The organism is Cellulomonas sp. Root485, assembly GCF_001426705.1.
Lineage (GTDB): Bacteria > Actinomycetota > Actinomycetes > Actinomycetales > Cellulomonadaceae > Cellulomonas.
The window spans coordinates 268,208-285,959 of sequence record NZ_LMFC01000002.1; the positions used below are offsets into that span (position 1 = coordinate 268,208).

Below are 17,752 nucleotides of genomic sequence, written 5' to 3' on the forward strand. Positions count from 1 at the left end.
GCCGGTCGGCTGCGGCGCGCTCCTTCGTAGCGTCCGGGCGACGGGCGGTGCACCGTGTGAAGCGCTTCGACGCGGCTGACGGCCCGTGTCAGACCCATGGTCGAGGCTGGAGCCATGACCGCCGCCGTCCTCGCGCTGCCCGCCACCGCCCCGTTCGACTTCGATGCGTCCGTCGCGTTCGTGTGCGGGTTCGCGCCGACGCGCGGGGAGCAGGGGGCCGGCGACGGCAAGCTGATCGTCGCGATGCGGGCAGCCGGATCCACCGTGCTCGCGACCGTGACAGCAGCGGCCGACGCGCCGGGCGTGCAGGTGTCGCTGCGGGCGGACGGCCCGCTCGGCGCCGAGGTGTCGTCCGCAGCGGCGGCGCGCATCGCCTTCTGGCTGAGCCTCGACGACGACCTCGCACCGTTCTACGACATCGCGCGCGACGACGTGGCGTTCCGTCCCGTCCTCGAGCGCCTGCACGGCTACCACCAGGTGAAGTTCGCGTCACCGTGGGAGAACGTCGCCTGGGCGATCCTGGCGCAGCGCACCCCGATGCCCCTCGCACAGCGCGCCAAGCGTGCGCTGATCGAGCATGTCGGCAACGCCATCGAGGCGGACGGCCGCACCTGGTGGGCGTTCCCGGATGCCGAGCAGGTCGCCGGGCTGGACCCGGCCGCCTTGGCGGAGGTCGTCGGCAACGAGCGCAAGGCGGGCTTCCTGCACGAGTCCGCGCGGCGGTGGACGGCGTTCGACGAGCAGCTGCTGGGCACCGCTCCGCACGACGAGGTCCGCGACCTGCTGCTCGGGCTCCCGGGCATCGGGCCGTGGTCGGCGTCGTTCGTGATGATCCGCGGGCTCGGGCGGATGGAGTCGGTCTCCGCCGACCGCGAGATGCTGCGCGCCGCGACGCGCGTCTACGGTCACCCGGTCGACGAGGCCGAGCTCGCGCGGCTCGCGGAGCCGTACGGGGCCTGGGCCGGGTACTGGGCGCACTACCTGCGCGCCAGCTCCTGAGCGGTGATCCAGCCTTGCCGTTCCCCCGGCAGCAGCCTGCGCGACCGACTCGGAGCCGAGGCGGCCGACTGTGCTGAGACCGCATCCGTGCAGGTGAGAGAAGTGTCAGGTCAGCGAGGGAGCCACTCGTCCAGCAGCGCGAGCGCCGCCCCGGCTGAGGTCACCGCCCGCGGTCCGTCGTCCACCTTTTGACCGTCCGTCGTCGTCAGGGTCCACCCCGCGACGCCGATCACCGGCACCCCCGTCCGGACCGCCAGCGCGACCTCGCTCAGCGTCCCCCAGGACCCGCCGACGCTCACGACGACGTCGCTGGACCGCACCAGCAGACCGTTGCGCAGCTCACCCAGGCCGGTCGGGACGGCGACCGAGACGTACGGGTTGGCGTCGGCCCGGTCGGTGCCGGGGAGCAGTCCGAGGACGACGCCACCGACCCCCGCAGCGCCCCGAGAGACGGCCTCCATCACCCCGCCGAGCCCGCCGCAGACGACGACGTGCCCGCGCTGTGCCAGCCCGCGCCCGAGCGCCTCGGCCTCGCGCAGCTCACGCTCGTCGGCCGACGACGGCCCGACCACCCCGACGTACGCCATGTCCGCCTCCTCAGGCTCGAGCTCGGTGGTTGGCGTCGAGCTCGGTGCCTCGAACCGCCGAGCTCGACGCGAACCACCGAGCTCGGCCGCAGAGCCGCGTCAGCTGAAGCGGTCCGGGTCGCCTGCGCCCACCCGGACGACCTCCGGCGCGCCCTCCGTCCAGTCGACCACGGTCGTGGGTTCCGTGCCGCAGTCGCCGGCGTCGACCACCGCGTCCAGCACCCCGTCGAGCTCCTCCTTGATCTGCCAGCCCTCGACCATCGGCCACTCGTGACCGGGCATCAGCAGGGTGCTCGACAGGAGCGGCTCGCCCAGCTCGCGCAGGATCGCCTGGGCGACCGGGTGGTTCGGGATGCGGACGCCGACCGAGCGCTTCTTCGCGTGGGCCAGCCGCTTGGGCACCTCGGGGGTGGCCAGCAGGATGAACGTGTACGGGCCGGGCGTCGCCGACTTGATGGCACGGAACGCGCTGTTGTCCAGGTGCACCAGCTGCCCCAGCTGCGCGAAGTCGGCGCAGACGAGCGTGAAGTGGTGGCGGTCGTCGAGGTGCCGGATGGCGCGGATGCGGTCCGCACCCGCGTGGTTGTCGATCCGGGAGCCCAGCGCGTAGCAGGAGTCCGTGGGATAGGCGATGACCGCGTCCTTGCGGAGCAGCTCGACCACCTGCGCGATCGACCGCGGCTGGGGGTTCTCGGGGTGGACGTCGAAGTACCGGGCCATGGTGACGAGGCTAGGGCTTGTGCGGCGCGACGCCACGCACGGCGTCGGCGGCGAACCGGCGGTGGGAGTCGGCCAGCTTCGCCCGGGCGGCCTCGCCGAGGTCGACGCCGAGCACGTCCGCGAGGCACACGAGGTAGACGAGGACGTCGGCCATCTCCTCCGCGACGCGCGCGTGCCGGTCCGCCGACGAGAACCGGGCGACGGCCTCGTCGGCGGGCACCCACTGGAACAGCTCCGCCAGCTCGCCGACCTCCCCGACGAGCGCGAGGATCACCGACTTCGGGTCGTGGAACTGCTGCCAGTCGCGCTCGGTGCTGAACTCCCGGACCAGGCGGGTCAGCTCCGCCAGCTCGCGTTCGTGCGTCACGCGGGGACCAGGTGGTCGGGGCAGACCTCGAACCGGTCGGGCTCCATGGTCAGCTCCGCGCGCCCGCCGGTGATCGAGCGCAGGTCCAGCACGTACCGGGCGAGCTCGGCCTCCGGCACCGACGCCTCGATGAGCACCAGGCCGTCGTCGAGGGACGTCGTCGCGTTGATGTGCCCGCGGCGGGCGGACAGGTCGCTCATCACGTCGCCCTGCGCGGCCATCGGTACCGTCACGGACACGTGGCTGATGGGTTCGAGCACGGTGGTGCCGGCGGCGTGCAGCGCCTCGCGGACACCGGTCGCGGCGGCGGTCCGGAACGCCATGTCGGAGGAGTCCACCGAGTGCGACTTGCCGTCGTAGACCTCGACGCGCAGGTCCACCACGGGGTACCCGTGCGGCCCGCCCGACGCCATGGCCTCGATGACGCCCTTGTGCACGGCCTGGACGTAGGTGCGCGGGATCGCCCCGCCGACGATCGCGTCGACGAACTCGAACCCCGACCCGCTCGGCAGAGGCGACACCCGCAGCTGGACCACCGCGAACTGCCCGTGCCCACCCGACTGCTTCTTCACCTTGCCCTCGGCCTCGACCGGCTTCCGGATGGTCTCCCGGTACCCGACCGGCACGGGCGACGTGCTCACGTGCACCCCGAACACGCGGGCCAGCCGCTCGAGCGCGACGGTCAGGTGGGTGTCGCCGAGCCCGCGCAGGACGGTGCTGTCGCCGGAGCGGTCCACGCGCAGCGTCGGGTCCTCGGCGGTGAGGCGGGCCAGGGCGGCGGACAGGCGGTCGTCGTCGGACTGCGTGACCGGCTCCAGCGCGAGCGCGTACACGGTGGCCCGCTCGCGCGGGGGCCGGGCGGTCATCGACGCGCCCGGCCCGGTTCGTTCCGCCAGCAGGGTCCCCGACGGGGTCCCGGTGAGCTTGGCGACGGCACCGATCTGCCCCGCCGGCACCGCGTCGACCGGCAGGTGCTCCTTGCCGCGCAGCCGGAACAGGCCCGGGATGCGCTCCTCCGTCCTGGTCGCGGTGTTCAGCAGCCGGTCGCCGTTGCGGACCGTGCCGGACAGGACGCGGAACATGGTGACCTGGCCGACGAACGGGTCCGCGAGCGTCCGGAACGCGTACAGCAGCGTCGGACCGTCGGGGTCGGCGGCGACCTCGACCTCGGTGCGGCCCGCCTGCACGCGCGCGGTCCGGTCCGCCGGCGACGGCCCCAGCTCGCACAGCAGGTCCGCGAGCCGGTCGACGCCCACGCCGGTGACCCCCGACGCCAGCACGACCGGGAAGGCCGCACCGGCCACGACCTCGTGCGCGAGGGTGCTCTCCAGCTCCTGCGTCGTCGGCACCTCGCCCGACAGGTAGCGCTCCAGCTGGTCGTCGTCGTGCGCGACGATCTCCTCGGTGATCTCGTCGTGCAGCCGGTGCTCCTCGTCGGCGAGCCCGGTCGGCAGCGCCTCCGTGTGGTGGTGGCCCTCGCGGTCGTACGCCAGACCCTCCTCGCTGAGCACGTCGGCGACGCCCGTGAACGCGGTCTCCTCGCCCAGCGGCAGCTCGAGCGGGACCAGCCCGTCGCCGAACGCCTCGCGCAGGTCCGCCAGCACGTGCCGGAAGTCCGCGCGGGCCTTGTCCTCCTTGGTGACGACGACCATGCGCGGCACCCCGGCGTCGGCCGCGAGCCGCCACGCCGTGTGGGTGCCCGCCTGGACGCCGTCGACCGCGCTGACGACGATCAGGGCCAGGTCCGCCGCCGCGAGGGCAGCGTCGACCGACCCCGCGAAGTCCGCCGACCCGGGGGTGTCCAGCAGCGTCACGTCGTAGGTGTTGCCGTCCGTGGCGGTCCACGGAAAGGGCGCGACGCCGAGGCCCAGGGAGATGCCGCGCGCGATCTCCTCCGGCTCGTGGTCGCTCACCGTCGAGCCGTCCTCGACGCGACCGGTCCGGGTCAGGACACCGGCCCGATGCAGCAACGCCTCGGTGAGGGTCGTCTTGCCGGAACCGACGGCGCCCAGCAGCGCCACGGTGCGGATCCTCGGCGTCGTCGCCATGGTCTCTCCTGCGCTCGTCGGGGCCGTGGCCCTTTCCCGACACCCTAGGACGCCACGAGCCCGGGACGCGAGGTGCGTCCCGGGCTCATGAGCGAGGCGAGCAGGGTCAGCTGCCCGCCAGCAGGCTTGTCAGGAGGCGGCGAGGATGTCCACGACGAAGATCAGCGTCGAGTTCGCCGGGATGGACTCGCTGGCCTGGTCGCCGTAGCCCTTGTCCGGGGGGACGACCAGGAGCACCTGGCTGCCGACGGTCTGCCCGGCGAGGCCCTCGGTCCAGCCCGGGATGACCGCGTTCAGCGCGAACGTCGCGGGCTCGCCGCTGTCGAAGGACGACTCGACGGGCGTGCCGTCCCACAGGAACAGGCTGTAGTTCACGGTGAGCGTCTGGTCCGCGGTGACCTCGGCGCCGGTGCCCTTGATGAGCGGCTGCACGACGAGCGTGGTCGGCGGGTCGCCGGCGACGGGGGTCACCGTCGGCTTGCCGTCGGCGTCCAGCGTGACCGTCGGCAGGCCGGCGGCGGGCGTCACGGCCTCACCCTCGGGTCCGTCGAGCGGCTTCGGGGTGTCCTTGGCCTCGACGACCTCACCGACGACGACGTTGGTGCCACCCTCGGCGGGGAGGGCGAACAGGATGCGGACGCCGACCTGCTGGCCGACGAGCGCGTCGTGCAGCTCGGGGAGCAGGTTCTCGTCGGCGACGATCTTCTCGGGCGTCGTCGAGTACGTGTCACCCAGCTCGCTGCCGTCGGTGCCGTTGACCGCGGCCGTCTGGATGGAGAGGGTCTGACCCTCCTCGATCTCGTCGCCGTCACCCTCGTCGACCACGCGCACCGTGAGGGCGGAGACCTCGAACGGGGTGGTCGGGAGCGTGATGGTGGGCTTGCTGCCGGGCTCGCCCTCGACCTCGACCTTGGCCAGCGCGGCGGCGTCGGCGGGGTTCGCGGTCGACGTCGACGACGCGGACGGCGACGGGTCGTCGGCGGAGCCGCCCGAGCAGGCGGTCAGCGCGAGGCCGAGGGACAGGGTGAGAGCTGCTGCGGCGAGGCCGCGGCGGGCGGTGGTCGTGCGGCGCACGAGGGTCCTCCGTCGGGTTCGGGTCCCGCCCGGGGAGGCGGCGGACCTCGGCACGGTACGCGAGATTGCTGGGAGTCCGCTGAGTGAGCCGGTGGTTGGGCGGAGCGAAACGGTTCAGGTGCGCGGGACGCCGGCGCTCCGCCGGACCCGTCCCGACTGACCCGTCGGCACGCCGAACCCGACATGAGTGCCGTCATCCGCGTCATTGCGGCACCCATGTCGGGTTCGGCGGCTGCCGACCAAGGCATGAGGGCCGTCGACGCTGGGCGATGCGGTAGGCATGGCTTGGTCGGCCGGCGGGGCCGGCGGTCAGAGCAGGCGGCGGTCGTCCGGGCGGACCACGCGGAGCCAGCGGTAGCCGTAGCCGTCGAGCTCGACCTCGACAGCCCCGCGGGCGTCGATGGTGCACGAGCCGTCCTGGAGCAGGTCGACCAGCTGGACGGTGTCGTCGCAGTCGGGCAGCCGCAGCGGGACCATCGCCGGCTCGGTGCCCAGGTTGTGCAGGGCGATCAGCGACCCGTCGTCCCAGGTGCTGCGGTGCGCGAGGACGGCGGGGTGCGGCTGGTCGAGGATCTCGGCGCGGGGCGTCCAGCCGAGCTCGGGGCACTCGCGGTAGCGCCGGACCAGCAGCTGCACGAAGGACAGGAGCGAGTCGGGGTCGCGCCGCTGGTCGGCGACGTTGACGTGCTCGGGGGCGAACCCGCCCTCGGTGACCGGCCCGGACAGGGCGCGCTTGGACGCCCGGGAGAACCCGCCGTTGACACCCGACGTCCACTGCATCGGGGTGCGGACCGCCAGCCGTCCCTCGGCCGCCAGGTTCTCGCCCATGCCGATCTCCTCGCCGTAGAACAGCACCGGGGTGCCGGGCAGCGAGAAGAGCAGGGAGTAGACCATCCGGATGCGGCGCGGGTCGCCGCCGAGCATCGTCGGGAGGCGCCGCCGCAGGCCGCGGTCGTAGAGCTGCATGTCGGGGTCGGGGCCGAAGGCGGCGAACACCTCCTGCTTCTCGTCCTCCGACAGCTTGTCCAGGGTGAGCTCGTCGTGGTTGCGGACGAACGTGGCCCACTGGGCGTCGTGCGGGATCTCCGGCCTCTGCTCGAGGGCCTTCGCGATGGGCCGAGCGTCCTGCCGGGCGAGCGCGAGGTACAGGTTCTGCATCCCGATGAAGTCGAACTGGAGGGTCAGCTGGTCGCTGTCGGCCCCGTCGCCACCGAAGTACTTCTGCTGCTCGGGGTACGGCAGGTTGACCTCGCCCATGAGGATCGCGTCGCCCACCCGCCGCGTGAGGAACGCACGCAGCTCCTTGAGGAAGTCGTGCTTGTCCTCGACCTTGTCGCCCGGGGTCTTGGCGGCGTCCGCCAGGAAGAACGGCACGGCGTCCACCCGGAACCCGCTCAGGCCGAGCTCCGCCCAGTACCCGATGACCTTCGCGATCGCGTCCCTGACCTGCGGGTTCGCAGTGTTCAGGTCCGGCTGCTGGTGGTAGAACGTGTGCCGGTACCACTCACCGGTGGCGTCGTTCTTGGTCCAGATGCCCGTCTCCTTGTCGGGGAAGACGACCTTGTCCTTGGTCGACGGCGGCTTGTCCGAGCGCCACACGTAGAAGTCGTGGAACGGGCTGTCCTTGCTCTTGCGTGCACTCTGGAACCACGGGTGCTTCTCCGAGGTGTGGTTCACGACGAGGTCGACGATCACCCGGATCCCGCGGTCCTTGGCCGTCCGGATCACCTCGACCAGGTCGCCGGCGTCGCCGAGGCGCGGGTCGACCCCGTAGAAGTCGGAGATGTCGTAGCCGTCGTCGTAGTCGGCCGTCGGGTAGAAGGGCATGAGCCACAGGCACGTGACGCCGAGGTCGGCCAGGTGGTCGATGCGCTGGACCAGGCCGGGCAGGTCGCCGACGCCGTCGTCGTTCCAGTCCATGAACGTCTCGACGTCCAGGCAGTAGATGACGGCGTTCTTCCACCAGAGGTCGCCGGTGTCGTGGATCCTCATGCGGTCACCTGCTTCAGCTGCGGGAGGAGGTGCTCGGCGGCCATGTCGACGAACGCGTCGAGGGTCGCGCTGCGGGGGGTGGCGGTGCGTGCGGCGTCGTCGTGCTTCTCGTCGCTGGGTGCGGGGTCCGTCGCCACCTGGTGCAGGTAGACCGCGTCGAAGCCGATGGCCACGAGCTCGCTGATGCGGTCGGCCAGGCGCGCCGGGTCGTGGTCGACCAGCACGCTGCGGCGCAGGGCCTCGTCGCCGACGTGCGTCCCGAGGGAGTCGAACGCCTCCGGGGTGTCCAGGTCCCACGCCACCGGCGGACCGAACACCTGGCCGGCCATCTGGTCCCGGGCCACGGCCAGGGCTGTCTCCGCGTCAGGCGCCCACGACACGTGCACCTGCAGGGTCAGGGAGCCTCGCCCACCGGCGTCGCGGTACTCCTGCACGACCTGGTGGAGGACCTCCGGCGACTGGTTCACCGTGACCAGACCGTCCGCCCAGTCGGCGTGCGCGCGGGCCGTCGCGGGCGTCACCGCGGGGCCGATGAGCAGCGGCTTCTCGTCGGGAAGCGTCCACAGCTTGGCGCGATCCACCGTGACCAGCCCGTCGTGCGTGACCTCCTCGCCGTCCAGCAGCGCGCGGATGATCCCGACGCACTCCCGCAGGCGCGCGTCCCGCTCCGCCTTGGCCGGCCAGCGCCCGCCGGTGATGTGCTCGTTGACGTTCTCGCCGGAGCCCAGCGCCACCCAGAACCGTCCGGGGAACATCGCGGCGAGCGTCGCCGCGGCCTGCGCGATGATCGCCGGGTGGTACCGCTGGCCCGGTGCGTTCACGACGCCGAGCGGCAGCCCCGTCGTCGCCAGCGCCGCGCCGAGCCACGTCCAGGCGAACCCCGAGTGCCCCTGCCGGACCGACCAGGGCGCCCAGTGGTCCGAGCACATGGCCGCGTCGAACCCCGCCTGCTCCGCGCGCTGGGTGGCCGCGAGGAGCGCTGCGGGGTGGACCTGCTCGTGCGAGTTGTGGAATCCGACGATGGTCATGGGGATCGGTTCTACCCGCTGCGGGGCGGGTCCGCGCGGCGAGCGAGGGCATCGTGGCCGTCGAGAATGCCCTGAGTCGCGCTAGGGCGTCACGATCCGGGACCCAGGGCATTCTCGACGGACGGTGGACCAGGCACGACCGTCGACGCTGACAGCCCGATGAATGCGCCCAGCTCCGCGAGGGTCTCCGGGCGGGTCGGGAGGTAGTCGGTCAGGCGGGCCGAGCGGACGATGATCGCGCACCACTGCGCCCGCGAGACGGCGACGTTCAGCCGGTTGCGGTTCAGCAGGAACTCCATCCCGCGCGGCACGTCGTCGGCGGACGACGCGCAGGTGGTGACCAGGACCACGGCCGCCTCCTGGCCCTGGAACTTGTCGACCGTGCCCACCCGGACGTCGGCGATCCCGGCGGCGTCCAGAGCTCGTCGGACGGTCCAGACCTGCGCGTTGTACGGGGCGACGACGAGGACGTCCTGGCCGGTCAGCGGCCGGGTGGTGCCGTCCGTCCAGCTGCGTCCGAGCAGGTCGCGGACCTGCTCGACGACGACGGCAGCCTCCTCGGGCGACGAGACGGCGTTGCCGACGTGGTCGACGACGATCGTCCGCAGGCCGGGCGGGACGCCGTCGAGCGACCGCTCGGCGGTGCGCGGGACCGCGTCCAGCCGGTCCTCGTACGACAGGTGCGAGACCGCCGCGCAGAGCGTCGGGTGCATCCGCCACGTGCGGGCCAGGAAGTAGCCGAGCTCGTCGGGAAGCGTGTCGTGCCCGTCGACCAGCCAGCCGAGCGCCGAACGGTCCACCGGCTCCGGGTGCCGGCCCTGCGTCACCTGCGGCAGCTGCTGCGGGTCCCCGAGGAGGAGCAGGTTCCGGGCCGACGTCGACACCGCGATCGTGTCCGCGAGCGAGAACTGCCCCGCCTCGTCGATGACGAGCAGGTCGAACCCGCCGGCCGGGACGCGGTCACGGCTGGTGAAGTCCCACTTGGTGCCGCCGATGACGAAGCCGCCGGGCTGCCGGGCGTGGAACGCGACCGCGTGCTTGCCCTGCGGCAGTGACTCCCAGACGGCGTCGTCGGGATGCTCGTCCTGTGGCTTCTTGCCGATGCGCTCCGCCGCCAGCCCGGCGTCGTTCACCGCCCGCAGCATGTTCTCGACCACCGCGTGCGACTGCGCGACGACGCCCACCTTCCAGCCCTGTGCCGCGAGCGCCGCGATCACATGACCGCCCGTGTAGGTCTTGCCGGTGCCCGGCGGTCCCTGCACGGCCAGGTAGGAGCCGTCGAGGTCGAGGACCGCGTCGATGAGCGCCTCGGTGGTGCCGGTGACGTCGTCGGGCCGGGGGAGCGGGAGTGCGCGGGTGCGCGGGGGGATGCGGCGCAGGAGGTCGATCGCGGGATGCGCGGGCAGGCTGGCGTCGATGCCTTCCACCAGGGCGCGGATGGCGGCGACGACGGTCGTCGTCTGCGGGGGTGCCGACGGCGCGAGGGCCATGGGCAGGCCGGGCTCCGGGACCGCGTTCTTGGGGAGCCGCTCGACCACCCGCAGGACGTCCCGCGTGCCGGACGGCGAGTCGGTCGCACGTTGCGACGTGACCCCGAGGATCTCGATGCTCTGCGTCCACCCGCGGTGCCCGGTGCTCGAGGTCTTCGCGTAGGCGGGCGGCACGTCGTAGAGGGCGTACGCCTTGCCGCCGGCGCGCAGGTCGCTGCCCGGTTCGAGGTGACCCGCGACGCGCAGGACGCGGCTGTAGGTCGATCGTCCCGGGCCGATGCTCCAGTCCTCGACCACCTCGGGAGTCCCCTCGACCAGCAGCGTGCCGCGAGGGTCCATCCACTCGGCCGGGTCGGACTGCAGCCGGTCGAAGTGTGCCCACCAGAACGGCTTCTCCTCCCGCTTGTGATAGCCGACGGCCGCCGCGAGCATCCGGAGCGCCTGCCGGTCCCGGGCGTCGTCGAGCCCCTCGGCCGTCGCCAGGAGCCCGACAACCAGCGGGTCCTCCTCGGCGGGTTCGTGGACGTCGGCGACCGCGGACCCCGTCGGCGCCGGACCGTGCGCCAGCAGCCAGTCGCGCAGCCGCAGCGTGGACTCGCAGTCGTACCGGTTGTACTCGCCGATCTCGTCGAGCTTCGCCTGCCACGCGGTCGCGTTCCCGGCGTCCCGCAGGTCGCACGCCTCCGCGTACTCGGTGATCGAGTCGGTGGCGGTCGTGACCGCCCCGCCGCGCTTCTCCGACCCCATGTAGAGGGGTTCGAGCTTCTTCAGCGAGTACGAGCTGCTGCCCACGCGCAGGCCGCGGCGGACCGTCGCGTACAGGTCGACCAGGACGCCGTCGCGCAGGAGCTGGTCGACCGCGTCCTCGCCGACGCCGTGGCGGCCCGCGAGCCGGAGCAGGGCCGACCGCTCGTACGGGGCGTAGTGGTAGACGTGCATGCCCGGGTGGGCGGCGCGGCGCTGCTCGACGTAGGCCAGGAAGTCGACGAACGCCTGCTTCTCCTGGGCGCGGTCGTGTGCCCAGTACGGCCGGAACGTGCCGTCGGGCTCCACCACCCCGAACAGGTACTCCAGGCCCCAGTCCGCGGGCTCGTCGGCCGGGACGGTGTCGTCGGTCCAGAGCGGGTCGCCCTCGAAGTCGAAGAAGATGTCGCCGGGGTCCGGCACGGGCAGGTCGCTGATCGCGGCGGGCTCGATCACCTCGAACACGAGCGGCTCCGACGCGGTCTCCTGCCGGACCTGGAGCGCCGCCTGCCGGCGCAGGTTGGCCAGCGTCGCGACGCCGATGCCGGGGACGGGCCCGGTGCTCGTCGCCAGCTGGTCGATCGTGCCGACACCGGCCGCCGCCAGCCGCGCACGCTGCGTCGACCGCATCCCGGCCACGAGGAGGACGTCCCGGTGCGCGGCCACCTGGACCGCGCAGGTCTCGCACTGCCCGCACGCCCGGTAGCGGGGGTCGCCCCAGGCCACCGGCGTGCCCCCCGAGCGGTGCTCGTCGAGCAGGCCCTCCAGGCGGGCGCGGCGCTCGCGGTAGAGCGGGAGCAGGTCGGCGAGGCGATGGCTGGAACGGGAACGGTCGCCGAGGATCAGGTGCACGTCGGCCGTCACCGGGATCCCCGCGGTGACCAGCTGGTCCGCGTACGCCGTCAGCTGCAGCAGCGCCGTGACCTTCACGCTGCGGGCCAGCTTGGTGTCGAGCACCGCCCACCGGTCGCCCTCGCGGACCACGAAGTCGGCCCAGCCGGTGAACCGGCCGTCGAAGAACCCGGCCTGGTAGACGACGTCCGCGTCCGACGACAGCGCGGCGAGCGTCGAGGCCTGCACGCGTTCCAGCGCGGCCCGCTCGCCGGCCTCGTCGTACCGCGGGCGCTCGATCGTGACGACGTCGCCCGTGGCGCGGTAGGCGTCGAGGACAGCTCGCTCATGTGCGGTGCCCAGGGCGGACACCCGTTCCAGCATCGCGTCGGCCGCGATCGGCGCCGGCTGCGACCAGCCCAGCCGACCGTCGAGGTTGCTCAGCACCGCGAGCTCGCAGGCGGCGGCGTTGGCGAGGTCGCTCGGGCTGAGGACGAGGCCGCCGTCGGCGAGGAGGAACATGCGCCGAGGGTAGAGGGCGGCCCGGACACGGCCGTGACCGCCGCGGATCACCCGTTGGGCTGATACCCACCTATACCGGACGCCCGCTACCGTCCGAGCGCAGCCCTGCGGCACCGGCCCGGGGCGTAGCAAGGGGGCCCCAGTGCGCGCAGCCAGCTTTCGGATCAGTGCCGTCGCCGTCGTCGCCGCGGCGGCGCTCGTCGTGCCGGCGGTGTCCGCGTCCGCCTCGGCACCCGCGCGCGGCAAGGCTCCCGTCGTGACGGCGGCCCGGATCTCGGACCCGCTGGCCGCGTGCGCCGTCGGCTCCGCACGGCCCTGGGTCCGGAGCACCACCCCGACGCTGCGCGCGACGCTCACCGACCCCGACGGGCAGGCGGTCAGCGCGACGTTCGCCGTGGTCGACTCGCGCGCCCGCGTCGTCTGGGCGTCCGGCGCGTCCGGTCAGCAGGCATCGGGCCAGTCGCACGCCGTGACCGTTCCCGAAGGGAAGCTCGCCGACGGTGGCACGTACACCTGGCTGGTCACCGGCCGGGACGACGGCGGCCGCTGGGGGCTGCCGAAGCTCTGCCAGTTCACCGTCGACACCGCACCCCCCGCCCTCCCGGCCATCACACCCGTGGCGGGCGAGCCGGCGGTCTACGCGGAGGACGCGTCGTCCGGCGGCGTCAGCCAGCGAGGCTCGTTCACGCTGAGCGACGAGTCGACCGACGTGGTGTCCTACCAGTACGAGTTCCTCGGCAGCGCGCCCGGGCAGGTCCCTGCCACGGCCCCGACGATCTCCTACACGCCGACGACGTCCGGCCCGCAGACGCTGCAGGTGTATGCCGTCGACCGGGCGGGCAACGTGAGCGAGAGCCGGCTCTACCGCTTCACCGTCGCCGCAGTCGTGACCGGCGGCGGCAGGTGGCTGCTCGACGAGGGTGCCGGCGACGTCGCCACCGGCACCGGCGTCCCGCTGACGCTGACCCCGAGCACGACGTGGACGGCCGGTCCGCTGGCCGAGCTCGCCGATCGTGAGTCGGACCGCGCACTCCTCTTCGACGACCCCGCCGACGGCGCCGCGGCCGCCGGCCCCGTTCTCGACACGACGCACCCCTTCACCGTCTCGGCGTTCGTGCGCCTCGACGCGCTCGGCACCCAGGGCGCCGCGGTGAGCCAGGACGGGTTCACGCTCGGCTACGACACCACGGGGTGCGCCGACGGCGTGCCGGCCTGCTGGACCTTCGCGACGAGCGGGGGCGACACGTCGGTCACGCGCTCGGCAGGAGCCGCGAACCTCGGCTCGTGGGTCCACCTCACCGGGACCTACGACGCGGCGGGAGGCACGATCGCCCTCTACGTCTGCGAGATCGGCACGGCCGACGAGCCCGGAGACCTGGTCCCCGTGACCGGCGGGCCGGTCCCGGTGACCGCGGTGCCGTCGTCGGCGGGAACGTTCCGGCTCGGTCAGGGGTCCGGGGGTGCAGCACCGTTCGCGGGGGCGATCAGCTCGGTGACCGTCTCCGAGGGAACCGTCGCCTCGACCACGTCGGTCCGGCGGGCCTGCTCGGCGGGTGCCTGACCGCGCCGCGCCTCTGACGCGGGCGTCGCGGGTGCGCTAGACACGTCCCATGCCTCGCCTCTACCCCGAGGACCCGGTGTTCCGGGACGACGTCGGTGCCGAGCGCACCGTGTGGGAGGCGCTGCGCGACCAGCTTCCCGACGACGTCGCGCTGTTCGCCGGGGTGGGTCTTCAGGACGGCGCGACCGAGCGGGAGATCGACCTGCTCGTCGCGTGGCCGGGGGTCGGGCTCGCGGTGATCGAGGTCAAGGGCGGCCACGTCACGCGTGAGGCCGGGACGTGGTGGCAGGGGTCGGGGGAGCGTCGGCACGAGATCGACCCCGTCCGCCAGGTGCAGGACGCCCGGCACGTGCTGCACCAGCTCCTGGTGCGCTACGGGTACGACGCCGCCCGGGCGCGCACCGCGCACGTCGTCGCGCTCCCGCACGTGCACGTCCCGCAGGACTGGGCCGCCCCCGAGCTGCCGCGGACCATGCTGCTGGACCGCACCGACGTCGCGAGCGCCGCCGGGCTGGTGAGGCACGCGATCGACGGTCACGGCGCCGGGTTCGCGCCGCTCGACGAGGCGGCGATGGACGGGCTCGTGCACTTCCTCGCCGGCAGCTTCCCCTCCCAGGTCGAGGTGCTGGCCACGGCCGCGGCGTTCGAGGACCACCTCGACCACCTCACCCGCGACCAGGCGAAGATGCTCGACCACCTCTCGTCCTTCCACCGGCTCCAGGTCGTCGGCGGCGCGGGGACGGGCAAGACGTGGCTCGCCCTCGAGCAGGCCCGACGGCGCGCGGCGGCCGGTGAGCGCGTCGCGCTGCTTTGCTACTCCCGCGGGCTCGGGCGCTACCTGCAGCGCATCACGCGGACGTGGAGGCCGCGGGAGCGCCCCGCGTTCGTCGGGCTGTTCCACGACCTGCCGATCGCGTGGGGCGCGCAGCAGGGTGCGGACGACGACGTGGACTTCTTCGAGCGCATCCTTCCGGTCCGCCTCGGCGAGCTCGCGGACAGCCGGCCGCGGGCCGAGCTGTTCGACACCGTCGTCGTCGACGAGGCGCAGGACTTCGGTGAGCAGTGGTGGCCGTCGCTGGTCCGGTGCCTGCGCGACCCCGACGGCGGTGGTCTCTTCGTGTTCCTCGACGAGGCCCAGCGGGTGTTCGGCCGGGACGGCGTCGCGCCCATCGCGACCCCGCCGGTCCACCTGGACGAGAACCTGCGCTCCACCAAGCAGATCGCGCAGCTGTGCGGCTCGCTCCGGGACGGCGTGACCCGGCCGCGTGGCACGGACGGCGCCCCCGTGCGCATCCTCGACGTGCCGTTCGAGCGGGCCATCGAGGTCGCCGACGACATGGTCGACACGCTGCTCGAGGAAGGCTGGCTGCCCGGTCAGGTCGCCCTGCTGGCCACCGGCTCGCGGCACCCGATGCAGGTCGAGCTGGTGGGCGGCGCCGGGCACGCCGGCTACTGGGACGGGTTCTTCGCCGGGGAGGACGTGTTCTACGGCCACGTCCTCGGGTTCAAGGGGTTGGAGCGGACCGTCGTGATCCTCGCCGTGAACGGCTTCCGTGAGGTCGAGCGGGCTCGCACCCTGCTCTACACGGGGCTGTCCCGCGCCCGGGTGCTCCTCGTGGTGGTCGGGCCGCGCGCGCAGATCGAGCACATCGGCGGCGACGGGGTGCGCAAGCGGCTCGAGCGGGCCGAGGTCTGGCAGCCCGGTTAGGCGCCGAGGAACCAGGCCGCGATGACGGCGCCCGAGGTGCCGACGTCGAACGAGCGCACCTCGGTCGCGGCAGCGGCGAGGTCCGCCACGAGACCGTCGTCGGTGTCCACCGTCCCGCGCGCGTGGACGACGACGGCCAGCGGGACCCGGTCGGACTCCGTCGGTGCCAGGACCGCGCCGACGCGCTGCACCAGCTGCCGGTAGGACCGGCTGGCGGCGAGGACCACGACCACGTCGACGGCCGGCAGGTCGAGGCCCTCGTCGAGGACCTTCGGCGCCGTGACCACCCTGAGCTGGTCGCTGCGCAGGTCGCGCAGGGTGTTGCGACGGACCTCGGGTTCCAGGCCGTTGTGCAGCCATGCCGCCGGGACGCCCGCCGCGCGCAGACCCGCCGCAGCAGCGTCGGCGCCGTCCTTCGTGTGCGTGAAGACCAGCCCGTGGGTGGACCGTGCGAGCGTCGGCGCGAGCGTCGCGAGGGCGCCGGTCTTCGCCGACGACGTCGCCAGCAGGTCCCGCCGGGTGCTCACCGCGCGCAGGTACGCGCTGGCGTCCGCGGCGGCGCCGGCGTTCTCCCGCCAGCCGCCCTGGAGGCGGATGACGTCCTCGACGAACCGGCCCGGGGTGCACCCGAGCCCCGCGAGTCGCTCCGTCAGCTCCGTGATCTGCGCGGACAGCACGTCGTGCTCCGCCTGCTCGTCCGCGTCGAGGTCCACCGCGACGAACGCGAGCCGGAACGGCGCGATCGCCCCGTCCTTGCGGCCACGGCGCAGGTCGCACCCGTCGAGCACCGCGCCGAAGTACGGCCGCAGGACCTCGTCGAAACCCGGGTCCTGCCGTTCCATCGCCGACGTCAGCCCGAGCCGGGCACCGAACCCGTCACGCAGCGTCTCGGCCGGCCGCGCCGACCCGTACTTGTGCACCTCGTCCGCGATGACCAGCCCGGCCCGGCCGTCCTCCAGCAGCTGGTGCCCGAACGCCGCGCTGACCAGCGACACCAGCACGTCGCACTCGTCGAACGTGTGCGCCGTCGTGATGTCCCGTCGCCCGATCGACAACCCCGGCAGGTGCAGCTCCAGCGTCGAGAACCACTGGTCCAGCAGGTCCGACGTCGGCACCAGGACCAGCACCTTCTCGCCGCGCGTGAGGGCGTCCCACGCCGCGAGCACCCCGACGACCCCGCGGCCCCGCGCACTGACCGCCTCGACGATCCCGCGCCGCTCCTCCGCGAGCCACGCGTCCAGCACGTCCTTCTGCCACCGACGCAGCTGTGGTCCGACGTACCGGACCTCGCCGCCCGGCGGGAGCGGACCGCGCTCGACGGCCGGCGGCGTGGCGAGCGCGCGGAACAGCCCACCGGGGGGCGTCACCGGTGCGGTGCTGAACGGCTCCGCAGGGGCTCGGTCCTCGGGGGCGACCCGCACCGGGAGCGGCTCGGTGACGCGGTGCGTCGGGTTGGTCACGGGTGCCGGTGCCGTCGTCGTGACGCTCGCCGGATCGACCACCGGCGCACTCGTCGGCTCGACCGTCGGCACGAGGACCGGCTCGACCGTCGGCACGAGGACCGGCGCGAACGTCGGCGCGAACGGAGCGGCGACGCGCTCGCGGACCGGCACCTCGACGGGTGCCTTCGCGACGGTCGCCAGGCGGGCGCTCACGGGTATCCGCACCGGCAGGGCTGGGGTCGGGGGCTCACCCTGGAGCCGGACGGAGGGCCGGCCCGCAAAGGCCGCGGCCGGCAGGATCCCGCGCGGTGGCTCGGACGGTCCCGAAACCGGGGAACCGGCACGCTCGCCGAACGACGCCGCCGGCACGATCGCCTGACGCCGCGGGGTCGGAAGATTCAGGAGCGACGCGGGGTGGCCGGCACCGAGGGCACGCCAGCGCGGCGGCGTGCTGCCGTCGGGGCGGAGCCGCGGGTCGCCGACGAGGAGCTGTTCGATCTCCGCCGTCGTCAGTGCGTCCTGACCGCCGTCGGCGACGCTCAGGGTCAGCTCCGACGCCGTCTGCAACGGGCGCGCGCACAAGGCAGCGTGCAGCACGTCGCTCGGTGTCGACACAGTGCACCCTCCTCGTTCTCGCCG

General features: G+C 73.5%; 12 protein-coding genes. 3 read left to right on the forward strand and 9 right to left on the reverse strand.

Annotation, left to right across the window (positions count from 1 at the left end):
- The first annotated feature begins 114 nt into the window (after positions 1-114).
- On the forward strand, positions 115-999 hold the full coding sequence (locus tag ASD16_RS09960; RefSeq protein ID WP_200942933.1) for a DNA-3-methyladenine glycosylase: 885 nt from the start codon (positions 115-117) through the stop codon (positions 997-999).
- A gap of 110 nt (positions 1,000-1,109) precedes the next feature.
- Here ASD16_RS09960 and ASD16_RS09965 read toward each other — a convergent pair whose 3' ends face one another.
- The 8 genes from ASD16_RS09965 to ASD16_RS10000 form a co-directional block, all read right to left on the reverse strand.
- Positions 1,110-1,586, reverse strand: coding sequence for a TIGR00725 family protein (locus tag ASD16_RS09965; RefSeq protein ID WP_055916365.1), 477 nt, complete (start codon positions 1,584-1,586; stop codon positions 1,110-1,112).
- A 99-nt stretch (positions 1,587-1,685) separates the two neighbouring features.
- Positions 1,686-2,306, reverse strand: coding sequence for an L-threonylcarbamoyladenylate synthase (locus tag ASD16_RS09970; RefSeq protein ID WP_055916368.1), 621 nt, complete (start codon positions 2,304-2,306; stop codon positions 1,686-1,688).
- Between the two features lie 10 nt (positions 2,307-2,316).
- Positions 2,317-2,673, reverse strand: a complete 357-nt coding sequence (locus tag ASD16_RS09975) for a nucleotide pyrophosphohydrolase (protein ID WP_082570757.1) — start codon at positions 2,671-2,673, stop codon at positions 2,317-2,319.
- Positions 2,670-4,721, reverse strand: a complete 2,052-nt coding sequence (locus ASD16_RS09980; protein ID WP_055916370.1) for an elongation factor G — start codon at positions 4,719-4,721, stop codon at positions 2,670-2,672. Before ASD16_RS09980 ends, ASD16_RS09975 begins: the two co-directional genes overlap by 4 nt.
- A 129-nt stretch (positions 4,722-4,850) precedes the next feature.
- Positions 4,851-5,795 (reverse strand): FKBP-type peptidyl-prolyl cis-trans isomerase, encoded by a 945-nt coding sequence (locus tag ASD16_RS09985; RefSeq protein WP_055916372.1) that lies wholly within the window; start codon positions 5,793-5,795, stop codon positions 4,851-4,853.
- A 309-nt stretch (positions 5,796-6,104) separates the two neighbouring features.
- Positions 6,105-7,787, reverse strand: a complete 1,683-nt coding sequence (locus ASD16_RS09990) for an alpha-amylase family protein (protein WP_055916374.1) — start codon at positions 7,785-7,787, stop codon at positions 6,105-6,107.
- Positions 7,784-8,815, reverse strand: a complete 1,032-nt coding sequence (locus ASD16_RS09995; protein WP_055916376.1) for a TIGR03885 family FMN-dependent LLM class oxidoreductase — start codon at positions 8,813-8,815, stop codon at positions 7,784-7,786. Before ASD16_RS09995 ends, ASD16_RS09990 begins: the two co-directional genes overlap by 4 nt.
- An 89-nt stretch (positions 8,816-8,904) precedes the next feature.
- Positions 8,905-12,402: a bifunctional RecB family nuclease/DEAD/DEAH box helicase gene (locus ASD16_RS10000; protein WP_055916377.1), complete on the reverse strand. Its 3,498-nt coding sequence runs from the start codon at positions 12,400-12,402 to the stop codon at positions 8,905-8,907.
- A 142-nt stretch (positions 12,403-12,544) separates the two neighbouring features.
- On the opposite strand from ASD16_RS10000, the gene ASD16_RS10005 reads away from it, so the two are divergent.
- Positions 12,545-13,963 carry a LamG domain-containing protein gene (locus ASD16_RS10005; RefSeq protein ID WP_055916379.1) on the forward strand — a complete coding sequence of 473 codons (1,419 nt, stop codon included), beginning with the start codon at positions 12,545-12,547 and terminating at the stop codon, positions 13,961-13,963.
- A 49-nt stretch (positions 13,964-14,012) separates the two neighbouring features.
- Positions 14,013-15,671, forward strand: coding sequence for an NERD domain-containing protein/DEAD/DEAH box helicase (locus tag ASD16_RS10010; protein WP_055916381.1), 1,659 nt, complete (start codon positions 14,013-14,015; stop codon positions 15,669-15,671).
- Here the strand turns inward: ASD16_RS10010 and ASD16_RS10015 are convergent.
- Complete coding sequence (locus ASD16_RS10015; protein ID WP_055916383.1) at positions 15,668-17,728, reverse strand: DEAD/DEAH box helicase; 2,061 nt, start codon at positions 17,726-17,728, stop codon at positions 15,668-15,670. The genes ASD16_RS10010 and ASD16_RS10015 overlap by 4 nt on opposite strands.
- Between the last annotated feature and the right edge of the window lie 24 nt (positions 17,729-17,752).

What these genes read in the sequence shown, in the direction of transcription:
- ASD16_RS09960 (WP_200942933.1), top strand. Translation starts at nt 115, where the DNA reads ATGACCGCCGCCGTCCTCGCGCTGCCCGCCACCGCCCCGTTCGACTTC.
- ASD16_RS09965 (WP_055916365.1), bottom strand. Translation starts at nt 1,586, where the DNA reads ATGGCGTACGTCGGGGTGGTCGGGCCGTCGTCGGCCGACGAGCGTGAG.
- ASD16_RS09970 (WP_055916368.1), bottom strand. Translation starts at nt 2,306, where the DNA reads ATGGCCCGGTACTTCGACGTCCACCCCGAGAACCCCCAGCCGCGGTCG.
- ASD16_RS09980 (WP_055916370.1), bottom strand. Translation starts at nt 4,721, where the DNA reads ATGGCGACGACGCCGAGGATCCGCACCGTGGCGCTGCTGGGCGCCGTC.
- ASD16_RS09990 (WP_055916374.1), bottom strand. Translation starts at nt 7,787, where the DNA reads ATGAGGATCCACGACACCGGCGACCTCTGGTGGAAGAACGCCGTCATC.
- ASD16_RS09995 (WP_055916376.1), bottom strand. Translation starts at nt 8,815, where the DNA reads ATGACCATCGTCGGATTCCACAACTCGCACGAGCAGGTCCACCCCGCA.
- ASD16_RS10000 (WP_055916377.1), bottom strand. Translation starts at nt 12,402, where the DNA reads ATGTTCCTCCTCGCCGACGGCGGCCTCGTCCTCAGCCCGAGCGACCTC.
- ASD16_RS10010 (WP_055916381.1), top strand. Translation starts at nt 14,013, where the DNA reads ATGCCTCGCCTCTACCCCGAGGACCCGGTGTTCCGGGACGACGTCGGT.